A 16576-nucleotide genomic window follows, 5' to 3' on the forward strand; every position below is an offset into this window, starting at 1 on the left:
CTCGAGCGACATGCATTGGGGCTATTTCTTCTTCTCGCCGGGCTCGACAGGCAGTCCGGCCGCCTTCCAGGCGGTGTAGCCGCCAAGGATGTGCTTGACGGGCACAAGCCCCATGTCCTGCGCCGTCTTGGTGGCGAGCGCTGAACGCCAGCCGCCGGCGCAGAAGAACACGAAGCTCTTGCCCGAGGCGAAGAACGGCTTGTGATAGGGACTTTCCGGATCGATCCAGAATTCCAGCATGCCGCGTGTCACATGTTTGGCGCCGGGAATCCTGCCGTCGCGTTCGACCTCGCGCGGGTCGCGCAGGTCGACGAAGATGGTGCCTTCGTCCTCGAGCAGTCCCGCGGCTTCTTCAGGTGAAACCACTTCGATCTCGGCGTTGGCTTCATCCAGCAGTTCGCGATAACCCTTTTTCACAGCTTGTTCCTCCCGACCGCGCGTTTGGCTGGATTTCCACCATAATGGCCAGCGTTTGTCACGCTCAGTCGGGGCCTGCCAGAGTTTGCCAGGCAGCCATCGCGCCAGTGACGGTGGCCATCAGCGCTGGGCGCGACGCGCCGTCGCGCGCCTGGATCGACATGCCGTGCTGCACCGCGATTCGGCAAGGCCGATGACATCGCCGGCATGGTTGCCTGGCTCGCCGGTCCGGAGGGGCGTTTCGTTACCGGTGCCGCATTGACCATCGATGGCTGCGCCAACGCCTGAATTTTGGGGATTTCTCCAGGCTGGAGCGAAACGCCCGCGCTCCAGCCGACACGATCTTGTGAAACCGTTCTGCAACAGGCTTTCCAAAATTTATGAAAGCTTAACCAAATCGGTATGAATCGGTATAGTCGCGCCTTACATCCGCCATGCGGTGAGCGAGACGGTCTAGCGTGCGGAACGGGAACCGGTTGCGACCGGAGCGGGTGATCCATGAAATTCCTCGGTAAAAAAGCAACCGCGATGCCGCTTGTGGCGATCGCGGCAACGCTCGCCCTGGGCGCGCCTCAGGCAGGCGCCCAGGGGCTCTTCGACATGCTGTTCGGCGGCGGCATCAGGCATGAGCCGCAGGGCGAATTTCCGCCTCCGCCAACGCACAAACCCAAAGCCCCGGCTGGCGGCGGCGGCGGCGCAAAGATCAGCGGGCCGTCCTATTACACCTACAAGGCTGACAAGCTTATTCGCGTCGACTTCTCGACGCTGTCCGCCGCGCCGCAGCCGGCGACGGCGCAGGACGCGGCGTTCGTTCCGTCAGCAACGGGGGCTGCTTTCCACGATGCCATTGCCGGTCTCAGCGACTACGAACTCTACGCCGAGCCCGACATCGCCAAGGCGTTGATCGCCTATTACTCGGCCAATCCGGACTTCATCTGGGTGAACGGACCCAGCCCCAACAACCGCGCCCAGGATGCGGTGCGGGTGCTGGGCGAGGCCGCGAGCTACGGCCTGACGCCCACCGACTACACCGTCGATGTGCCGGCCACGACTTCGGCGTCGACGGATGACGCGGCCAAGCTCAGGGAACTCGTGCGCTTCGAGATGGCGCTGTCGGCACGCGTCCTGCGCTATGCCCATGACGCCCAGAACGGCCGTGTCGAGCCCAACCGGATGACCGGTTACTATGATTTCCCGGCCAAGCCGCTCGACATGGTCGGCGTGCTGAAGACGCTGGCGCATACACAGGAAGTGCGCACCTACCTCGAATCGCGGCATCCGCAGAATGCGGAATATCAGGCGCTGCGCGTCGAGCTGGAGGCCCTGCAGGCCAGTGCCGAAAATGAGATCGTCGTCGATCCCAAGCTGCTGCTGAAGCCGGGCGAGACCAGCCCCGAACTGCCGAAGCTGCTGTCGCTGATCGCGCGCAATCTCGATGACGGCATGGGCGGCACCTATGGCGAGCTCTTGTCGCGGCTGGCGACCAGCGAGGTTTATGTCCCCGAGCTGGTGCCGCTGATCAAGGCGGTGCAGGTGAAGGAAGGCATGAAGGGCGACGGCGTCATCGGTCCGCGCACTGTCGCCTTGCTGGCCGGCACGTCGAAGGCTGACAAACTGCTCAAGGTGCAGGTGGCGCTGGAGGAGCTGCGCTGGCTGCCTTCCGATCTCGGCAGCCCACGTGTCTTCATCAACCAGCCGGCGTTCACTGCGAGCTACATCGACAACGGCGAGGAGAAGCTGAAGACGCGCGTCGTCGTCGGCCGGGTGACCAACCAGACGGCTTTCTTCTACGACCAGATCAAGCAGGTAGACTTCCATCCCTATTGGGGCGTGCCGCAGTCGATCATCGTCAATGAGATGCTGCCCAGATTGCGCAGCGATCCCGGCTATCTCGATCGGGCCGGCTACGAGGTGACGGATTCGCGCGGCAAGCGCATTCCGTCGTCGGCGGTCAATTGGGGCGGCTATGGCGCCAACATTCCCTACAGCGTGCGCCAGCAGCCGAGCGAGGCCAATGCGCTGGGCGAACTGAAGATCCTGTTCCCCAACAAGCATGCGATCTACATGCACGATACGCCGCAGAAATCGTTCTTCAAGGAGGACATGCGCGCGCTCAGCCATGGCTGCGTGCGCCTGCAGGATCCGCGCGGCATGGCGGCGGCGGTGCTCGGCACCACGGTCGACTATGTCGCCGAAAAGCTGAAGCACGGGCATTCGACCGAGGATGTGACGCGCAAGATTCCGGTCTATGTCGCCTATTTCACCGCATGGCCCGACATGTCCGGCAAGGTCGAGTATTTCAGCGACGTCTACGACCGCGATTCGCGGTTGAAGCAGGCATTGGACGCCACCGAGGCCGTGCGCTCGCCGTCGAGCTGATCGTTTAGAATTGCGACAACGGGCGGCGGAACCCCGCCTCCCGCCCGGCGATTAGCCAGTAGATCAATCCGGCGACGAGGCCGGCCGCGGCGATGATGCCGATATCGGCCCAGCGCTCCGGGTCTATGTCTTCCGCTGAACTCGGCCAGATCAGGAAGAAGCCGCCGGCGGCGGCAGCGGCGCCGAAGACCATGTGCATCAGGGCATTGCGCAGCGAGAAGAACTCGGCGATCAGCGCGAAGATCAGTGTCTGCAGCCCGGTCACGACAATCGTCAGGAAGTAGACGAACATGCCGAGCGGCGGCACCACCAGGACGGCGATCGGGCTGACGCCCATGATGTCGAAATAGGCCGGCGCGTTGGGCAGCGAACTGAGCGCGGCGTAGATCGCCGCCACGGCGACCAGGCCGACCAGCACGGCGACCAGATAGCCGGCCAGCATCATCAGGATGCGTTTCATCACATGCTTCGCCGTCGCCATGCCCATCCCCCATGCGGCGCAGTCAACCGTTCCAATCAGCCATCAAAGACGATCCGGCGCAAGGGCAGGCACAGAGCGGATGCTTTGGCAGGCTTCGTGGATTGGGAAGCACGCCGATCAGGCGCCGCCGCACAGATGCTCGGAGTCCGGCAAGGCCCAGGAACCTTTTGCAACCAGATCGATCGAATAATAGACCCGGCCGCGGTCGTCATCCCTGGGACAATCCCTGGGAATCGCGATCAGGCAAGTCACGACGGGTTCGCCGACCTTCGAGGCGGCAAGGCCCGGTTCGCGATCATAGGAGACGGCCCCACCGCCATTGGTGAAGGTGGCTGCGCTGCCGGCGTCGGGCGAGGCGGTTTCCAGCGGATCGTCGCCAAGCCGCGTGGTCAGCGTCTTGATGTGCGTGGACGCGCATTGTCCGACGGCCGAGGGCAGGGGCTGATCGTTGTTGCCGGGATTGCCCGCGGCGGTATCCAGAGCCTTCTTGCCGATCAGGGCGATGTTGTAGTCCTGTACCCATGAGGGCGCATTGCCATAGGTCTGCAAGGCGTTGTTCAGCGCGCTGACGATGCAGGCTGTATCGCTCCTGCAGGCATTGCGGTCGGCAATCAGCCCGCGGGCGATCTTGCGCTTGTCGCCGCCAAAGGCCGGCTCGAACCCCTTGTAGGCCTTGGCGACCAGCAGATCGATCGCCGACAGCTGCGGATCGGCGCAGATCGCCTTCTCCGCCGGCAGGCTGGCCTTGGCGCAATCGAAGGATGGCCCGTCCGCGCGCGCCGAAGGCGCCGCAAGCATGCCGCCAGCCAGGATGACAGCAAGCACAAGCAAGACTTTGGTTTGGATGGAAGATCGCATCGGTGCCCCCAAGCATCAGGATAGCGCAAGGCACGGCCGCGCCTCGGCGTACATATCACACGCCAAGGATGGACAATTTGCGGCACGCCGATTGGTCCATCGAGCGTGTGCAAAAGCGGATCCGTCTATCGGATATCTGCCGGCGGCTCCTACCTGGGCTCGGCGGTCACCGGATCATAGGTGATTTCGACCTTCGCCTTGTCCGACGTGTAATAGGTGACGGTGTAGGCGCCATCGTCCCAGTCGACCTCTTTCACATAGCGAAAACCGTCGCGGTGCTCGACCTTGGCGAGGATCTCCGACAGCTTCTTGGCATTGGGCGGCGGCAACGGCTTGTCATCCGCCGCCAGGGCCGGTCCGGCGGCGAGAAGAACGGCAACGCTGGTTGCCACGAGAAATCTGGACATAGTTTTCCCTCAAGTTTCGACGCAAGGAAACGAGCTGGTGCGGTGGTTGGTTCCGGATGGGACGCCATGCGTGCCCGGCCATGTCCGCACAAGCTGCAATTCGCCGCGCCGCTGCCAACAGAGCGTCAACGGGCTAAGGCTGGAAAACCATTTGGGAAAATGGTGGGCGATGCAGGGATTGAACCTGCGACCCCACCCGTGTGAAGGGTGTGCTCTCCCGCTGAGCTAATCGCCCGCTCGTTGCCCGAAGGCCAAGCGAGCCGCGATATAAGGGAGGCCGGCCGGTTAAGTCAAGGCGCTGTCTGGCGTTCTCACAGCGATCGGATTCTTCGCTCCTCGAGCCGTCCCGATGGGATGCCGGTCGCCGTCGGCTCAGTGGCCCGCGGCGCGGATCAGCCGCTCGGCCAGTTCCACGGTCAGCGCGTCGAAATGCGAGATCACCGCCGAAGGTTCGAATTCGCGGACATGCCGGTCGGTGTAGCCGAAATCGACGGCCACCACCGGAATGCCGGCGGCCTTGGCGGTGTCGATGTCGGTCTGCGAATCGCCGACCATCAGGGCGCGGTGCGGGTCGCCGCCGGCCAGCCGGATGGTTTCGGTCAGGTGACGCGGATCGGGCTTGCGGAAGGCGAACGTGTCCTGGCCGGCGATGGCCGCGAAATGCCTGGTCAGGCCGAGCGCCTCGATCAGCGCCAGGGAATTGGCCTCGTATTTGTTGGTGCAGATGGCAAGGAGATAGCCAGCCTTCTCGAAACGCCCGATCGCGTCGACGACACCGGGGTAGGGGCGCGATTTGCCGGGGATGTTGTCGGTGTAGTGATCGAGGAACAGCTTGAGCAGCCGGTCATGCTCGGCGACGTCAAGCGAGCGCTGCTGGGCGGCGTGCGCCCGCTCTATCATCACGCGGCCGCCATGGCCGACAAAGCGCCTGAAGCCGGCCTCGTCGACGGCCGTGAGTTCGCTGGCAGCCAGGCTGTGGTTGAGGCTGTCGAGCAGGTCCGGCGCCGTGTCAATCAGCGTTCCGTCGAGGTCGAACACGATGATCGGGCGACTCATGATCCATCCTGCGCAGGTTTGTACATCCGGAGGCGATAGCGGCTGCGGCGCGTCAAGGCAAGCAAAGCGGTGGACAGGCGCCCAATGGTCAAAGGCTTTGGCCACGGTCAAAAGCTTTGACCCGGCCGGCAAAAATGCTAGGAGCCCGAAACACAAGGTTCCCCGGGGCAGCAAGCGGCATGGATGCAAGACAGTTGAAGGTCGAGGCCGCGCGGGCCGCCCTTGCCCATGTCAGCGACGGCATGCGGCTCGGCATCGGTACCGGCACCACTGCGGAAGAGTTCGTACGGCTGCTCGCCGACAAGGTCGCCACCGGCATGACCGTCATCGGTGTGCCGACTTCGGAGCGCACCGCAGCACTTTGCCGCGAGCTTGGCGTGCCGCTGTCGACATTGGAGGAAACCCCCGAGCTCGATCTCACCGTCGACGGCGCCGACGAGGTCGACCCGGAGCTGACCCTGATCAAGGGCGGCGGCGGCGCGCTGCTGCGCGAGAAGATCGTTGCCGCGGCCTCGCAGCGCATGATCGTCATCGCCGACCGCTCGAAGATGGTCGAGACGCTCGGCCGGTTTCCGCTGCCGATCGAAGTCAACAAGTTCGGCCTGCGCGCCACCGAGATCGCCGTAGCCAAGGCGGCTGCAGAGCTCGGCCTTTCCGGTCCGATTACATTGAGGATGACGGGAGGCCAGGCTTTTGTTACAGACGGCGGCCATTTTATCCTCGATGCATCTTTTGGCCGCATTCCGGATACAAGAGCGCTTTCGAATGCTCTCCACGCCATTCCGGGCGTGGTCGAGCATGGTCTTTTCATCGGGCTGGCGTCAGCGGCCATCATCGCCGGCGGCGACGGTATCCAAACCGTCCATGCCGCCCGAAAACCAGGGAGTTCTACCAACCATGATGTTGCATAACCGGGTTCGCGGCCTTTGCGTCGTTCTGGCGGCTTCGGCCGTTTTGGCCTTGTCGTCGCCGGCGTTTTCGCAGGACGTCACCGAATCGCACCTGAAGGCGGCCCGCGCCGCGGTCGCGGCGATCCATGCGACCGACCCGTTCGACAACATCCTGCCGCAGGCGGCCGCCGCGCTCGAATCGCAGCTCATCCAGAAGAACCCGGACATGCAGGAACTGATTGGCAAGACGATCAGCGAGAAGGCGCTGGCGATGGCGTCGCGCCGCGCCGATCTCGAGAAGGAAGCGGCCCTTGCCTATGCGAAGGTGTTTTCCGAGAAGGAACTCAACGACATCGCAGCCTTCTACAGCTCCGAGTCCGGCAAGAAGCTGCTCGACAGCGGCCCGACCGTGACGCGTGACTTGGTCAAGGCAGCCGACATCTGGCAGAACGGCCTTGCCCGCGATCTCGCCCAGCAGGTCGGCCAAACGCTGGCCGCGGCCGCCAAGGCAAAGGCTCCGGCTGCGCCTGCTGCGCCCGCTGATGGTGCTGCTCCGGCCGACAATGCGGCTCCGGCGGATGGCGCTGCACCGGCCGACGGTTCGGCTCCCGCCGACGGCACGCAGAACTGATCCTGCGTTTTCAAATGCGGCCTTGCGGCCATCTGCGAAGCCCGGCTTGTCCGGGCTTTTCTTTTGGCCTTTGGCGGCCTACCTGTCACTCGCATTTTCCGACGTTCAAGGAGCCGCCTCATGGCCGGTTATGACTATGATCTTTTCGTCATCGGCGGCGGCTCCGGCGGGGTGAGGGCGGCGCGCGTTGCCGCCGCACTCGGCAAGCGCGTCGGCATCGCCGAGGAATACCGTTTTGGCGGTACCTGCGTCATCCGCGGCTGCGTGCCGAAAAAACTCTATGTCTACGCCTCGCAATTTCCGGAGCATTTTGCCGATGCCGCCGGCTATGGCTGGACGGTGCCGGAAGCCAGTTTCAACTGGCAGACGCTGGTGGCCAACAAGGACCGCGAGATCAGCCGGCTGGAGGCGATCTACAAGAAGAATGTCGAGGGCGCCGGCGGCGAGACCTTCCATTCGCGGGCGATGATCGTCGACCCGCATGTGGTGCATCTCCTGGACGACGACCGCACCGTCACCTCCGACCAGATCCTGATCGCCACCGGTGGCCGTCCGGCGGCCCACCCAGCGCTTCCCGGTCATGAGCATTGCATCTTTTCCAACGAGGCTTTCGACCTCAAGGAACTGCCGAAGGCGATCATGATCGAGGGCGGCGGCTACATCGCGGTCGAGTTCGCCAACATCTTTCACGGGCTCGGTGTCGACACCACGTTGGTCTATCGCGGCAAGGAGATCCTCAGCCGCTTCGACATGGATCTGCGCCGCACGCTGCACGAGACCATGGAAAAGAAGGGGATCAAGATCCTCTGCCACGCCGTATCGGAGTCGATCCGCAAGCGGCCGGACGGCCGGCTCGATGCCCTTCTCACCAGCGGCCAGACGCTGACGGTGGATCAGGTCATGCTGGCCATCGGACGCATCCCCAACACCGAGAATATGGGCCTGGAAGGCATCGGCCTCGAGATGACCCAGGTCGGCGCGATCAAGGTCGACGCGTATTCCCGCACCAACATCGACAATATCTGGGCGATCGGCGACGTCACCAACCGCGTGCAGCTGACACCGGTGGCGATCCACGAAGCAATGTGCTTTGTCGAGACGGCATTCAAGGGCAACCCGACCGCGCCCGACCACGACACGATCGCGACCGCGGTCTTCTCGCAGCCGGAAATCGGCACTGTCGGCCTGTCGGAAGACGAAGCCGTCAAGCGTTTCGCCGATGTCGAAATCTACCGCGCCAGCTTCCGGCCGATGCGGCACACGCTTTCGGGCCGCGACGAGAAGATGCTGATGAAGCTGGTGGTCGACGGCGCTTCCCGCAAAGTGCTAGGCGCCCACATATTGGGGCCGGATGCCGGCGAAATGGCGCAGCTGCTAGGCATTCCGCTGAAGGCCGGCCTGACCAAGGATGATTTCGACCGCACAATGGCCGTGCACCCGACCGCGGCGGAAGAACTCGTCACCATGTACAAGCCGACCTACCGCGTGAAGGACGGCCAGCGCGTCCAGTGACGGGCGCGTTTTGCTCGATGAAGGTCGACTGAACCACCTAAGGCAGGCAGCCTAGGGCGGAAGCCGCCGCCGGCCATGGCCAGCGGAGGAGACAGCAATGCGCTACAGCAGCGTGCCGCGCAGGATGACCAGCGCCACCGAGAAATAAATCACCAGCCCGGTGACATCGACCAGTGTGGCGACAAACGGCGCCGATGCGCTGGCGGGGTCGAAACCGACCCGTTTCAGCGCGAAGGGCAGCATCGATCCCGAGAGTGAACCAAAGGTGACGATGCCGACCAATGCGGCCCCGACCGTCGCGGCAATCAGCGGCCAGTGCGGACCGTAATCGTAGAAACCGAAATACTGCCACAGCGTGATGCGGCAGACGCCGACCACGCCAAGGATCGATCCCAGCACCAGGCCGGTCGGCAGTTCGCGCAAGGCAACCCGCCACCAGTCGCCGAGCCCAATCTCGCGCAGAGCCAGCGCCCGGATGACCAGCGAGGTCGCCTGCGAGCCGGAATTGCCGCCGGAGCTCATGATCAGCGGGATAAAGAGGGTGAGCACGATCGCTTTTTCCAGTTCGCTTTCGTAGCTCTGCATGGCGTTCGCGGTCAGCATTTCGCTGAGGAACAGGGCGCACAGCCAGCCGGCGCGCTTCTGGATCATGGCGAGGAAGCTCATCTTCATATAGGGCTCGTCGAGCGCTTCCATGCCGCCGAAGCGATGCACGTCCTCCGTCGTTTCCTCGATCATCGTGTCGATGATGTCGTCGATTGTCACGATGCCGAGGATCTTGCCGTGGTCGACGACGGGTACGGCGAGCAGATCGTATTTGGAGATCGTCTGCGCCAGGGTTTCACGATCGGTCAGCGGGGTGACCGTCACCGGCACACGGTCCGGCGCCACAGACAGGATCGGGTCGTCCGGCTCACCGGTGATGAGCCGGCGCAGGCCGGTCGACCGCACCAGGAGGTCCGTTTGCGGATCGACGATGTAGATCGCGTAGACGGTTTCGCGCGTCCGCTCGACCTTGCGGATGTAGTCCAGCGTGCGTCCGACGGTCCAGTCGGAGGGAACGCTGACGAATTCCGTCGTCATGATCGATGCGGCGCTGCCTTCGGGATAGCCCAGAATGGACAGCAGGGTGGCGCGCAGCGGCGGCGCCAGTGCGCCGAGCAGTTCGGAGCGTGCCGGCTCATCGAGCTCGCGCAGTATGTCGGCCGCACGGTCGACCGACATGGCGGTGAGCAGCTTGCTTGCCTTGGCGCGGGGCAGGGCCTCCGCGAGTTCGGGCGCGCCGTCGAGTTCAGGCTGGTCGAAGATCTCGACCAGCCGCTCGAACGGTACGGCGCAAAGCAGATCCGTCGCGGTTTCGCGCGATTCATGGTTGAGCCCCTCGACCACGTCGGCGACATGGTCGTTTGCAAGGATGCGGGCGATGGCGATGGCCTCGTCGTCCGCTACGGGGGAAAAATCGTTCATGGTTCACTCCTAGCCGTCCGGCAGGACATGAACCATGTCAGGTCACGTCTAGGCGGACGGCGGTTGCGTTCGACTAATACTGTCGCCAGGCATGGCGCGGTGACCTTTCCGCTTGCGGGTTCGCGTTTGACTGTCAGCAAGCCGGCGCAACATAGGAGCGCGCCTTGCCGAGTCAATCGCGGTGAGTGAGGAAAACGGCGCCTGATGGCTCCGATCGCGATACTGTGATCGCCGACTGCCGCGCTGCCCGGCAAGTCGCGGTGAAATCAACGTTATTTCTGCTTCAGCCGACGTGAGAAACGCAGCCATTTGTCCTCGACCGGACGTGGCTGGGTCAGAATCGTCGTGAGTTCGACCGGCAGGGTCGGAACCAGCGGCTTCTTGGTGGCGACGCCGTCGGCGATCAACACGATCGAATGGTAGAACTCGGTGCCGGCAGCCGATCGTGGCGCCACCGCTTCGTGCATGACGCTGATCACAGTGACATCGGGGCAGTTGTCCTTGATCGCCTGGTGGAAGGCAATCTTGCCTTCCGGGTCAAGGGCGCCGGTCGCCTCGTCAAGGAACAGCAGCCCCGGCTGCTGCAGGATGATGCGGGCCACCACCAGCTTCTGCTTCTGGCCGCCCGACAGGACCTGATCCCAGCTTTTGCCTTCACGGCTTTCATTGGCCATATGCTCGATGAAGTCGCCAAGGCCGGCCTTGTGCAGCGCGGACGCGACCTGCGCATCGCCGTGGTCGTGCTCGGAGCCCGGCAGGCAGACCAGCTGCTTCAGCGACACCTGCTGGAGCTTGACCTCCTGGGCGGCATAAAAGCTCTTCACCCCGTCGGGGAAGACAATGGTACCGCGGCCATAAGGCCAAAGACCGTTGATCGCCTTGATCAGTGAAGTCTTGCCGCAACCGGATTCGCCTTTGAGGAACGTCCACTCGCTGCGCCGGAAGCGCAAATTGGCGGCGCTGAGGAACGGTGTCGCGTCCTCTCCCTGATGCGCCAGTTCGAGCTTCTGGATGGTCAGGCCGAAAACCGGGTTCTGGCTGGCATAATGGAAGTCGGACTGACCGGTCTGGCTGTAGAACGCCTGCGGATGCTGAACGTTCTCGATCGCGTTCGCCAGTTCCGTGACACGCTGGCTGTTGGCGCGCAGCGTGGCGATGGCGGGCATGACATGAATGAACCACGAGCACTGGCTGATCAGCTGAGCGACCATTTCGGAGCCGGTTATGTAGCCCTTGTAGTCCAGGCGATTGTGTATGAACGACACCAGACCGGGGCCATAGGCGACGATCCGGGCGCCGAGGAAGTTGTAGATCAGCTCGAACGACGTGTAGCCATTGTTGACGACATTGAGCTTGCCCCAGGTCTTGTCGATATCGACGTAGAGCTTGTCGTGCATCGACTTTTGCACGTCTTCGCCATGCGAGGCGGCGACATGGAAGCTGCGGCGCAGGAACGTCGTCAGTTCGCTGCGGTAGCTGCCCTCGGCCTGCTGCATGCGGATATTGAGCCGCTCGAGCAAGCGGCCGAGCTTGACCGCGATCCAGGTGTTCAGCGGCACGTAAATGGCGACGGCGAGGAAGGCCAGCACGGCGCTGCCATAACTGCCGAGGAACTCCAGTCCTTTGACCTCAACCGAGGACCCGATCAGATTTTCGCCGATAAAATAGAGCGAGGTCGCGACACCCAGAACGCCCATGGCGAGACCGATCGCCCCGCCCGTCATGTCCTTGATCGATTCCTGGATGCGCTGGTCGATGTTGTCGGGCGCGACGATACCGCCAGCCGCCGAACCATGCTGAGCATGGAAGTGGGTGTGATTGCCGTCGAGCAGAGCCTTGTTGAACTGGCTATTCAGCCAGCCACGCCACTTTCGGTGCAGGGTTGCCGAGACAAGACCACGCACGCCGGTGAAGCCGGCATCCTTGAGCACGACCAGCAGAACCAATATGCCGGCATTGGTCAGGATTGCCTGCAGCGGGCTGGTGTTGGCTGCATCGTGGAAGAAGGCAATCGAATTGCCCAACTCGCCCAATGCCAGGGCAAACCAGACGCCGGCCTTGCTGGAAAGCGCCGTCAGCAGAGCGATGACGATGGTGAGCGTCCAGGCTTCCTTCCAGCGCTCGGAGAACCAGTAGGCCTTCATCAGCCCCCAGAAACTGCGCATCGAGGATACCGGCGTCAAATGCGACCGCCCTGCGGCGCCGCGGTGTAGTCTATCCGGTACTGACTCCTGCGATCGTCTGCCGATCCGAATCACGATCCCGCCCAAACCTTTTTTGTTTTGTTACGGATGGTAACACCAATTGATCATTTTCCATTAATTTTTATAGGGGGTCAGCGAGATTTGAAGATCCGGCCGTGTCGGGAAGGCAACAGAGCAGGCTTTCCAACTGCTTCGCGTAAGCCGGCAGGAAGGCGACTTAACATAACAATGTCAGATGGTTACTTGGTTACGACGCGGTGAGCCACAACCTTCCCTTAGGGAAGGCGTCCACACGATTTCGTGACTCATTTTGGCTTGTCCGGCGAGCCGATTTTTCGTTGGGGCTAACCAAATTCCCGAAAACCGGCCGTCCTTTGACGTCTGATTCCTGGCGCGATCGGCCTTTCCGGGAGCCGAGAAGTGACCTGAAACGGTCTCGTCGCAGGCGAAGGAATGACCGGCTTCAGCCGACCTTGTCCAATTCGCCGCGCGCCTTCGCCGCCGCCACCTGGCGGATGGCGTCAGCCAGCGTGTCGACGTCCTGAGCGCCCATCACGGCATATTTGCCTTCAAGCAGGAAGCACGGCACGCCCGATATGCCCATGCGCGACGCCGTGGCGATCTCGGTGCGCACCGCCTCGACATCGGCGTCGGTCGGCAACAGCGTGGCGACCACGGATGCGTCCATGCCGGCCTCGCGAGCGGCTTCGACCAACACGGCATGGTCGCCGATGTTGACGCCTTCCTCGAAATTCAACTGGAAGAGGCGGCGGACCAGCCTGTTCTGCACGGCTTCACCGGCAGCACCCGCCCAACGGATCAGGCGGTGCGCATCCAGCGTGTTCGACGCCACCTTGATGGCATCGAAGGCAAAGGAGATGCCCTCTGCCTCGCCGAGCGGCTCGATGCGGGCATGAATCTCGCGAATGCGCTCATCGCTGCCGAACTTGGCCCGCATATACTCCCGGCGGTCCTTGCCTTGCGGCGGAATGGTCGGATCGAGCTGGAACGGCCGCCAGCGTATACGCACATCGACGTCGCCGGCCGCGGCAACGGCCTTGTCCAGCCGCTTCTGACCGATGAAGCACCAGGGGCAGACGACATCCGACACCACATCGACGGTTATGGCGTTCGCTTCGCTCATCTCGATCTCCGGATTTTCAGTTCGGTTTGCGCCACCATGTCGGCAGCTGATAACCGAATATGGGCGTCTTCTTCGGATGTTCCAGATAATTCCAGTAAGCAAGCCACTGCTGCGTGTTGTACTGCATCGGCACCATGTAATTGCCCGAAATCAGCAGCCGGTCGAGAACGCGAACGGCGGCGACATAATCCTCCTTCGAGCGCGCGCGCAGCATCGCTTCGATCGCCGCATCGACTGCCGGATCGGCAACGCCGGCGAGATTGAACGAACCTTCGGCCCTGGCCGCCTCGGAGCCCCAGCGCCCGAGTTGTTCGAAGCCTGGCGACAGTGAATTGCTGAAGCCGCTGGATCCGATCAGAGCCTCGAAATCGAAGCGCTGCTTGCGTGACTGGATCTGGTCGCCGTCGAGGCTACGGATGCTGACATTGATGCCGATCTTCTCCAGCGTGCGCTGATAGATGCCGGCCAGGCGCTCCTCGTCTTGCGAAGCGGTCAGGATCTCGAACCCGAAAGGTTTGCCGTCGGGATCGAGCATCGTGCCGTCCTGCACGTGGTAGCCGATGCTCTTCAGGAGATCGAAGGCTGTCTTCAAAACCTTGCGGTCCTGGCCCGAACCGTCGGTCACGGGCGGTTTCCAGGTGCCGTCCATGACGTCAGGCGGCACACGGCCGGGGTAGGGGGCGAGCAACGCCTTTTCCCTATCGTCGGCCGGATGGCCGAGCGCGGAAAGCTCGGAATTCTGCCAATAACTCATCGTGCGGGTGTATTTGCCGCCGAACAGGTTCTTGTTCGCCCATTCGAAATCGTAAAGCATGCCGAGCGCGCGCCGAACCACCGGATTGGAGAACTTCGGCAGCCTGGTGTTGAACAGGAAACCGGTCACCACGGGCGGAATGCCGGTATCGAAGGTTTCGGAAACCACCTCACCTCTGTGGAAGGCCGGGAAATCCAGATCGCGCTCCCGTTTGACAGGATCGCCGTCGTCGTCGATGGCGCAAAGGCCTTTCTTGAAAGCCTCGAGCTTGGCGTTGGCGTTGAGGAAATATTCGATGGTGATCTGTTCGTAATTGTCGAAGCCGCGCTTGGCCGGGACATCCTTGCCCCAATAGTCGGGGTTGCGCTTGAACACGATGCGCTGGCCCGGAGCCACCTGGGAAATGGTATAAGGTCCACTGCCAATCAACGGCTTGAGCGTTGTCTTGTCGAAAGTCTCCTTGTCGAAGGCATGTCTCGGCAGGATCGGCGTCAGCGCGATGATCATGGGCGTTTCGCGATTGGCCTTGTCATTGAAGGTGAAGCGCACGCTGTGATCACCGGTCTTTTCAAGCTTGGCGATCAGGCTCATGCGTGCGTTGTAGGGCGGGCGGCCCTTGTCGGTGAACACATCGTAGGTGAACAGCACATCCTCCGGCGTCACCGGCTCGCCGTCCGACCACTTTGCATTGGGATTGAGATGGAATTCGATCGACTTGCGGTCGGAATCCATGTCCGCGCTGTCGGCGAGCAAGCCATAGAGACTGAAGGGCTCGTCGTAGTTGCGCTGCATCAGCGGTTCGAAAACGAGGTTGCCGTAGGTCAGATCCATCATGCCACGCGCCGTCGTGCGCAGGCTTTTCAGGATGAAAGGGTTGAGGTTGTCGAAGCTGCCGACAACACAATAGGTGATGTTGCCACCCTTCGGCGCATCGGGATCGACGTAGTCGAAATGGGTGTAGTCGGGCGGCAGTGCCGGCTCGCCCTGCATGGCGATGGCATGCTTCGGTTCCGACATGGCCGGTCGCAGCGAAAGGGTGAAAAGCGATATCGCGGTGACCAGCCAAACAAGAACGCGGCCCATGACCGTCTCCTTAACAGGTCGGCTTGATGATTCGGTGCGCAGCCTAGCATGAGGCAGTCGCGTACCGGCCAATCGTGTCATCAAGAATTAGAAGTGAGCGGGGCTGGATTCGGCACCGCTTGCAGTGTAACACGCCGTCCGAAGTCATTCTGTTGCCTCATTTCGGCAACAGGTAGCTGGACCACACGGCGTAGAGAAGCCGGTTCCGGGATTATTTGAGAGGAAGTGCACGACATGACGAGCCTGAACAGCAATGCGTACCGCCTTTCGGTCATGGCCGCGGGCGTGGTCGGCTTTCTGGGCGCAGGACTTCCCTCTGCTTCCGCACAGCAGCAGCAACAGATCCCTCAGGGCTGGTTCAAGGCCTGCACCAAGCAGGAAGACGTTGATATCTGCAACGTCCAGAACATCGTCACTGCCGGCAACGGCCAGCTCGTCACCGGTGTCAGCCTGATCGAGCTCAAGGGCAAGGTGAACCGCAAGGTGTTTCAGGTGACGGTCCCGACCGGCCGCCTGGTGCCTCCCGGCATCGGCCTGCAGATCGACACCGGCAAGGCCGTAAAGCTCGACTATGTCATCTGCTTTCCGGATCGTTGCGTGGCCGAAGTGCCGCTGACCGACCAGCTCGTCGCCTCGTTCAAGAAGGGTCAGGGGATCACGCTGACCTCGATCAATTTCCAGAATCAGGCCAACCCGATCAAGATCGCGCTCCAGGGCTTCAGCGGCGCCTATGACGGCCCTCCGCTGCAGCAGTCGGACATCGAGGACCGGCAGAAGAAGCTCCAGGACTTCGTTGCCAAGAACAACCAGGACTTCGCCAAGAAGCTCAAGGACGAGCAGGACAAGGCCAAGACCGCCAACTGATCACCGGCTTCGGTCGCTCCCAAGCCAATGAAAAAGCGGGGTCATGCCCCGCTTTTTTCGTGTCTGGCCTTTCCTGACGGCGGCCGGAATGCCGGAAGGTCAGTGCCTGGACTGGCGTTTCGGCTCGTAACGCCCGTCCGGCCTCTTGTCGAACATCTCCTTGATCTGCGGATGGCGGACCGGCTCGCCTGACCGATCCTCGAGGAGATTCTGCTCCGACACATAGGCGATGTACTCGGTTTCCGAATTCTCGGCGAGCAGATGGTAGAATGGCTGATCCTTGCGCGGCCGCGCATCGGCGGGGATAGCTTCGTACCATTCGTCGGTGTTGGCGAATTGAGGGTCGACGTCGAAAATGATGCCTCGAAACGGAAACAGCCGGTGGCGAACCACCTGTCCGATCGCGAATTTGGCCGTTTTCATCGTACT

Annotated in this window: 15 protein-coding genes, 1 tRNA gene and 2 pseudogenes; 6 read left to right on the top strand and 12 right to left on the bottom strand. The window is 62.4% G+C overall.

Annotated elements, in window-relative coordinates:
- Positions 1-21 precede the first annotated feature (21 nt).
- A complete protein-coding gene (locus CK226_RS22065; protein WP_032930276.1) occupies positions 22-417 on the bottom strand; it encodes a rhodanese-like domain-containing protein in 396 nt (131 codons plus the stop codon).
- Between the two features lie 64 nt (positions 418-481).
- Positions 482-592, bottom strand: a pseudogene (locus tag CK226_RS35610) (TetR/AcrR family transcriptional regulator); the annotation flags it as partial.
- A gap of 5 nt (positions 593-597) precedes the next feature.
- Here CK226_RS35610 and CK226_RS35615 point away from each other — a divergent pair.
- Together CK226_RS35615 and CK226_RS22080 are read left to right on the top strand one after the other, a co-directional pair.
- Positions 598-705, top strand: a pseudogene (locus CK226_RS35615) (oxidoreductase); the annotation flags it as partial.
- A gap of 210 nt (positions 706-915) precedes the next feature.
- A complete protein-coding gene (locus CK226_RS22080; protein WP_095793069.1) occupies positions 916-2796 on the top strand; it encodes a murein L,D-transpeptidase in 1881 nt (626 codons plus the stop codon).
- Positions 2797-2800: 4 nt separating this feature from the next.
- On the opposite strand, the gene CK226_RS22085 is transcribed toward CK226_RS22080, so the two are convergent.
- The 5 genes from CK226_RS22085 to CK226_RS22105 all read right to left on the bottom strand — a co-directional run bounded on the left by CK226_RS22085 (position 2801) and on the right by CK226_RS22105 (position 5598).
- Positions 2801-3283, bottom strand: coding sequence for a hypothetical protein (locus CK226_RS22085; protein WP_179295965.1), 483 nt, complete (start codon positions 3281-3283; stop codon positions 2801-2803).
- A 111-nt stretch (positions 3284-3394) separates the two neighbouring features.
- Positions 3395-4102, bottom strand: coding sequence for a lysozyme inhibitor LprI family protein (locus CK226_RS22090; protein ID WP_245437819.1), 708 nt, complete (start codon positions 4100-4102; stop codon positions 3395-3397).
- A 182-nt stretch (positions 4103-4284) separates the two neighbouring features.
- Positions 4285-4542, bottom strand: coding sequence for a PepSY domain-containing protein (locus tag CK226_RS22095; protein WP_095774432.1), 258 nt, complete (start codon positions 4540-4542; stop codon positions 4285-4287).
- A gap of 160 nt (positions 4543-4702) precedes the next feature.
- Positions 4703-4777, bottom strand: a tRNA-Val gene (locus CK226_RS22100).
- Between the two features lie 137 nt (positions 4778-4914).
- Positions 4915-5598 carry a phosphoglycolate phosphatase gene (locus tag CK226_RS22105; RefSeq protein ID WP_095793070.1) on the bottom strand — a complete coding sequence of 228 codons (684 nt, stop codon included), beginning with the start codon at positions 5596-5598 and terminating at the stop codon, positions 4915-4917.
- Positions 5599-5777: 179 nt separating this feature from the next.
- Here CK226_RS22105 and rpiA point away from each other — a divergent pair, with 179 nt between their 5' ends.
- The 3 genes from rpiA to gor all read left to right on the top strand — a co-directional run bounded on the left by rpiA (position 5778) and on the right by gor (position 8631).
- Positions 5778-6509, top strand: a complete 732-nt coding sequence (gene rpiA, locus CK226_RS22110; RefSeq protein ID WP_095774434.1) for a ribose-5-phosphate isomerase RpiA — start codon at positions 5778-5780, stop codon at positions 6507-6509.
- Positions 6496-7119 carry a DUF2059 domain-containing protein gene (locus CK226_RS22115; protein WP_095774435.1) on the top strand — a complete coding sequence of 208 codons (624 nt, stop codon included), beginning with the start codon at positions 6496-6498 and terminating at the stop codon, positions 7117-7119. Before rpiA ends, CK226_RS22115 begins: the two co-directional genes overlap by 14 nt.
- A 120-nt stretch (positions 7120-7239) precedes the next feature.
- A complete protein-coding gene (gene gor, locus CK226_RS22120) occupies positions 7240-8631 on the top strand; it encodes a glutathione-disulfide reductase (RefSeq protein WP_095774436.1) in 1392 nt (463 codons plus the stop codon).
- A gap of 102 nt (positions 8632-8733) precedes the next feature.
- On the opposite strand, the gene mgtE is transcribed toward gor, so the two are convergent.
- The 4 genes from mgtE to CK226_RS22140 all read right to left on the bottom strand — a co-directional run bounded on the left by mgtE (position 8734) and on the right by CK226_RS22140 (position 15283).
- Positions 8734-10098 carry a magnesium transporter gene (gene mgtE, locus CK226_RS22125; RefSeq protein WP_095793071.1) on the bottom strand — a complete coding sequence of 455 codons (1365 nt, stop codon included), beginning with the start codon at positions 10096-10098 and terminating at the stop codon, positions 8734-8736.
- A 272-nt stretch (positions 10099-10370) separates the two neighbouring features.
- Positions 10371-12263, bottom strand: a complete 1893-nt coding sequence (locus CK226_RS22130) for an ABC transporter ATP-binding protein/permease (RefSeq protein WP_179295973.1) — start codon at positions 12261-12263, stop codon at positions 10371-10373.
- Positions 12264-12765: 502 nt separating this feature from the next.
- A complete protein-coding gene (locus CK226_RS22135; RefSeq protein ID WP_095788755.1) occupies positions 12766-13446 on the bottom strand; it encodes a DsbA family protein in 681 nt (226 codons plus the stop codon).
- Positions 13447-13462: 16 nt separating this feature from the next.
- Positions 13463-15283 carry an extracellular solute-binding protein gene (locus CK226_RS22140; protein ID WP_095793072.1) on the bottom strand — a complete coding sequence of 607 codons (1821 nt, stop codon included), beginning with the start codon at positions 15281-15283 and terminating at the stop codon, positions 13463-13465.
- A gap of 234 nt (positions 15284-15517) precedes the next feature.
- On the opposite strand from CK226_RS22140, the gene CK226_RS22145 reads away from it, so the two are divergent.
- A complete protein-coding gene (locus tag CK226_RS22145; protein ID WP_027046833.1) occupies positions 15518-16147 on the top strand; it encodes an invasion associated locus B family protein in 630 nt (209 codons plus the stop codon).
- 99 nt (positions 16148-16246) lie between these two features.
- Here CK226_RS22145 and hspQ read toward each other — a convergent pair whose 3' ends face one another.
- Positions 16247-16570 carry a heat shock protein HspQ gene (gene hspQ, locus CK226_RS22150; RefSeq protein WP_179295972.1) on the bottom strand — a complete coding sequence of 108 codons (324 nt, stop codon included), beginning with the start codon at positions 16568-16570 and terminating at the stop codon, positions 16247-16249.
- Positions 16571-16576: the final 6 nt, after the last annotated feature.

Origin of the sequence: Mesorhizobium sp. WSM4311 (assembly GCF_002295115.1) — a bacterium.
Classification (GTDB): domain Bacteria; phylum Pseudomonadota; class Alphaproteobacteria; order Rhizobiales; family Rhizobiaceae; genus Mesorhizobium.

Excerpts from the sequence above, each read along its gene's own strand:
- CK226_RS22080 (WP_095793069.1), top strand. The coding sequence starts at position 916 with ATGAAATTCCTCGGTAAAAAAGCAACCGCGATGCCGCTTGTGGCGATC.
- CK226_RS22095 (WP_095774432.1), bottom strand. The coding sequence starts at position 4,542 with ATGTCCAGATTTCTCGTGGCAACCAGCGTTGCCGTTCTTCTCGCCGCC.
- CK226_RS22140 (WP_095793072.1), bottom strand. The coding sequence starts at position 15,283 with ATGGGCCGCGTTCTTGTTTGGCTGGTCACCGCGATATCGCTTTTCACC.
- CK226_RS22085 (WP_179295965.1), bottom strand. The coding sequence starts at position 3,283 with ATGGGCATGGCGACGGCGAAGCATGTGATGAAACGCATCCTGATGATG.
- gor (WP_095774436.1), top strand. The coding sequence starts at position 7,240 with ATGGCCGGTTATGACTATGATCTTTTCGTCATCGGCGGCGGCTCCGGC.
- CK226_RS22105 (WP_095793070.1), bottom strand. The coding sequence starts at position 5,598 with ATGAGTCGCCCGATCATCGTGTTCGACCTCGACGGAACGCTGATTGAC.
- CK226_RS22135 (WP_095788755.1), bottom strand. The coding sequence starts at position 13,446 with ATGAGCGAAGCGAACGCCATAACCGTCGATGTGGTGTCGGATGTCGTC.
- CK226_RS22115 (WP_095774435.1), top strand. The coding sequence starts at position 6,496 with ATGATGTTGCATAACCGGGTTCGCGGCCTTTGCGTCGTTCTGGCGGCT.
- CK226_RS22130 (WP_179295973.1), bottom strand. The coding sequence starts at position 12,263 with ATGCGCAGTTTCTGGGGGCTGATGAAGGCCTACTGGTTCTCCGAGCGC.
- CK226_RS22145 (WP_027046833.1), top strand. The coding sequence starts at position 15,518 with ATGACGAGCCTGAACAGCAATGCGTACCGCCTTTCGGTCATGGCCGCG.
- hspQ (WP_179295972.1), bottom strand. The coding sequence starts at position 16,570 with ATGAAAACGGCCAAATTCGCGATCGGACAGGTGGTTCGCCACCGGCTG.
- mgtE (WP_095793071.1), bottom strand. The coding sequence starts at position 10,098 with ATGAACGATTTTTCCCCCGTAGCGGACGACGAGGCCATCGCCATCGCC.
- rpiA (WP_095774434.1), top strand. The coding sequence starts at position 5,778 with ATGGATGCAAGACAGTTGAAGGTCGAGGCCGCGCGGGCCGCCCTTGCC.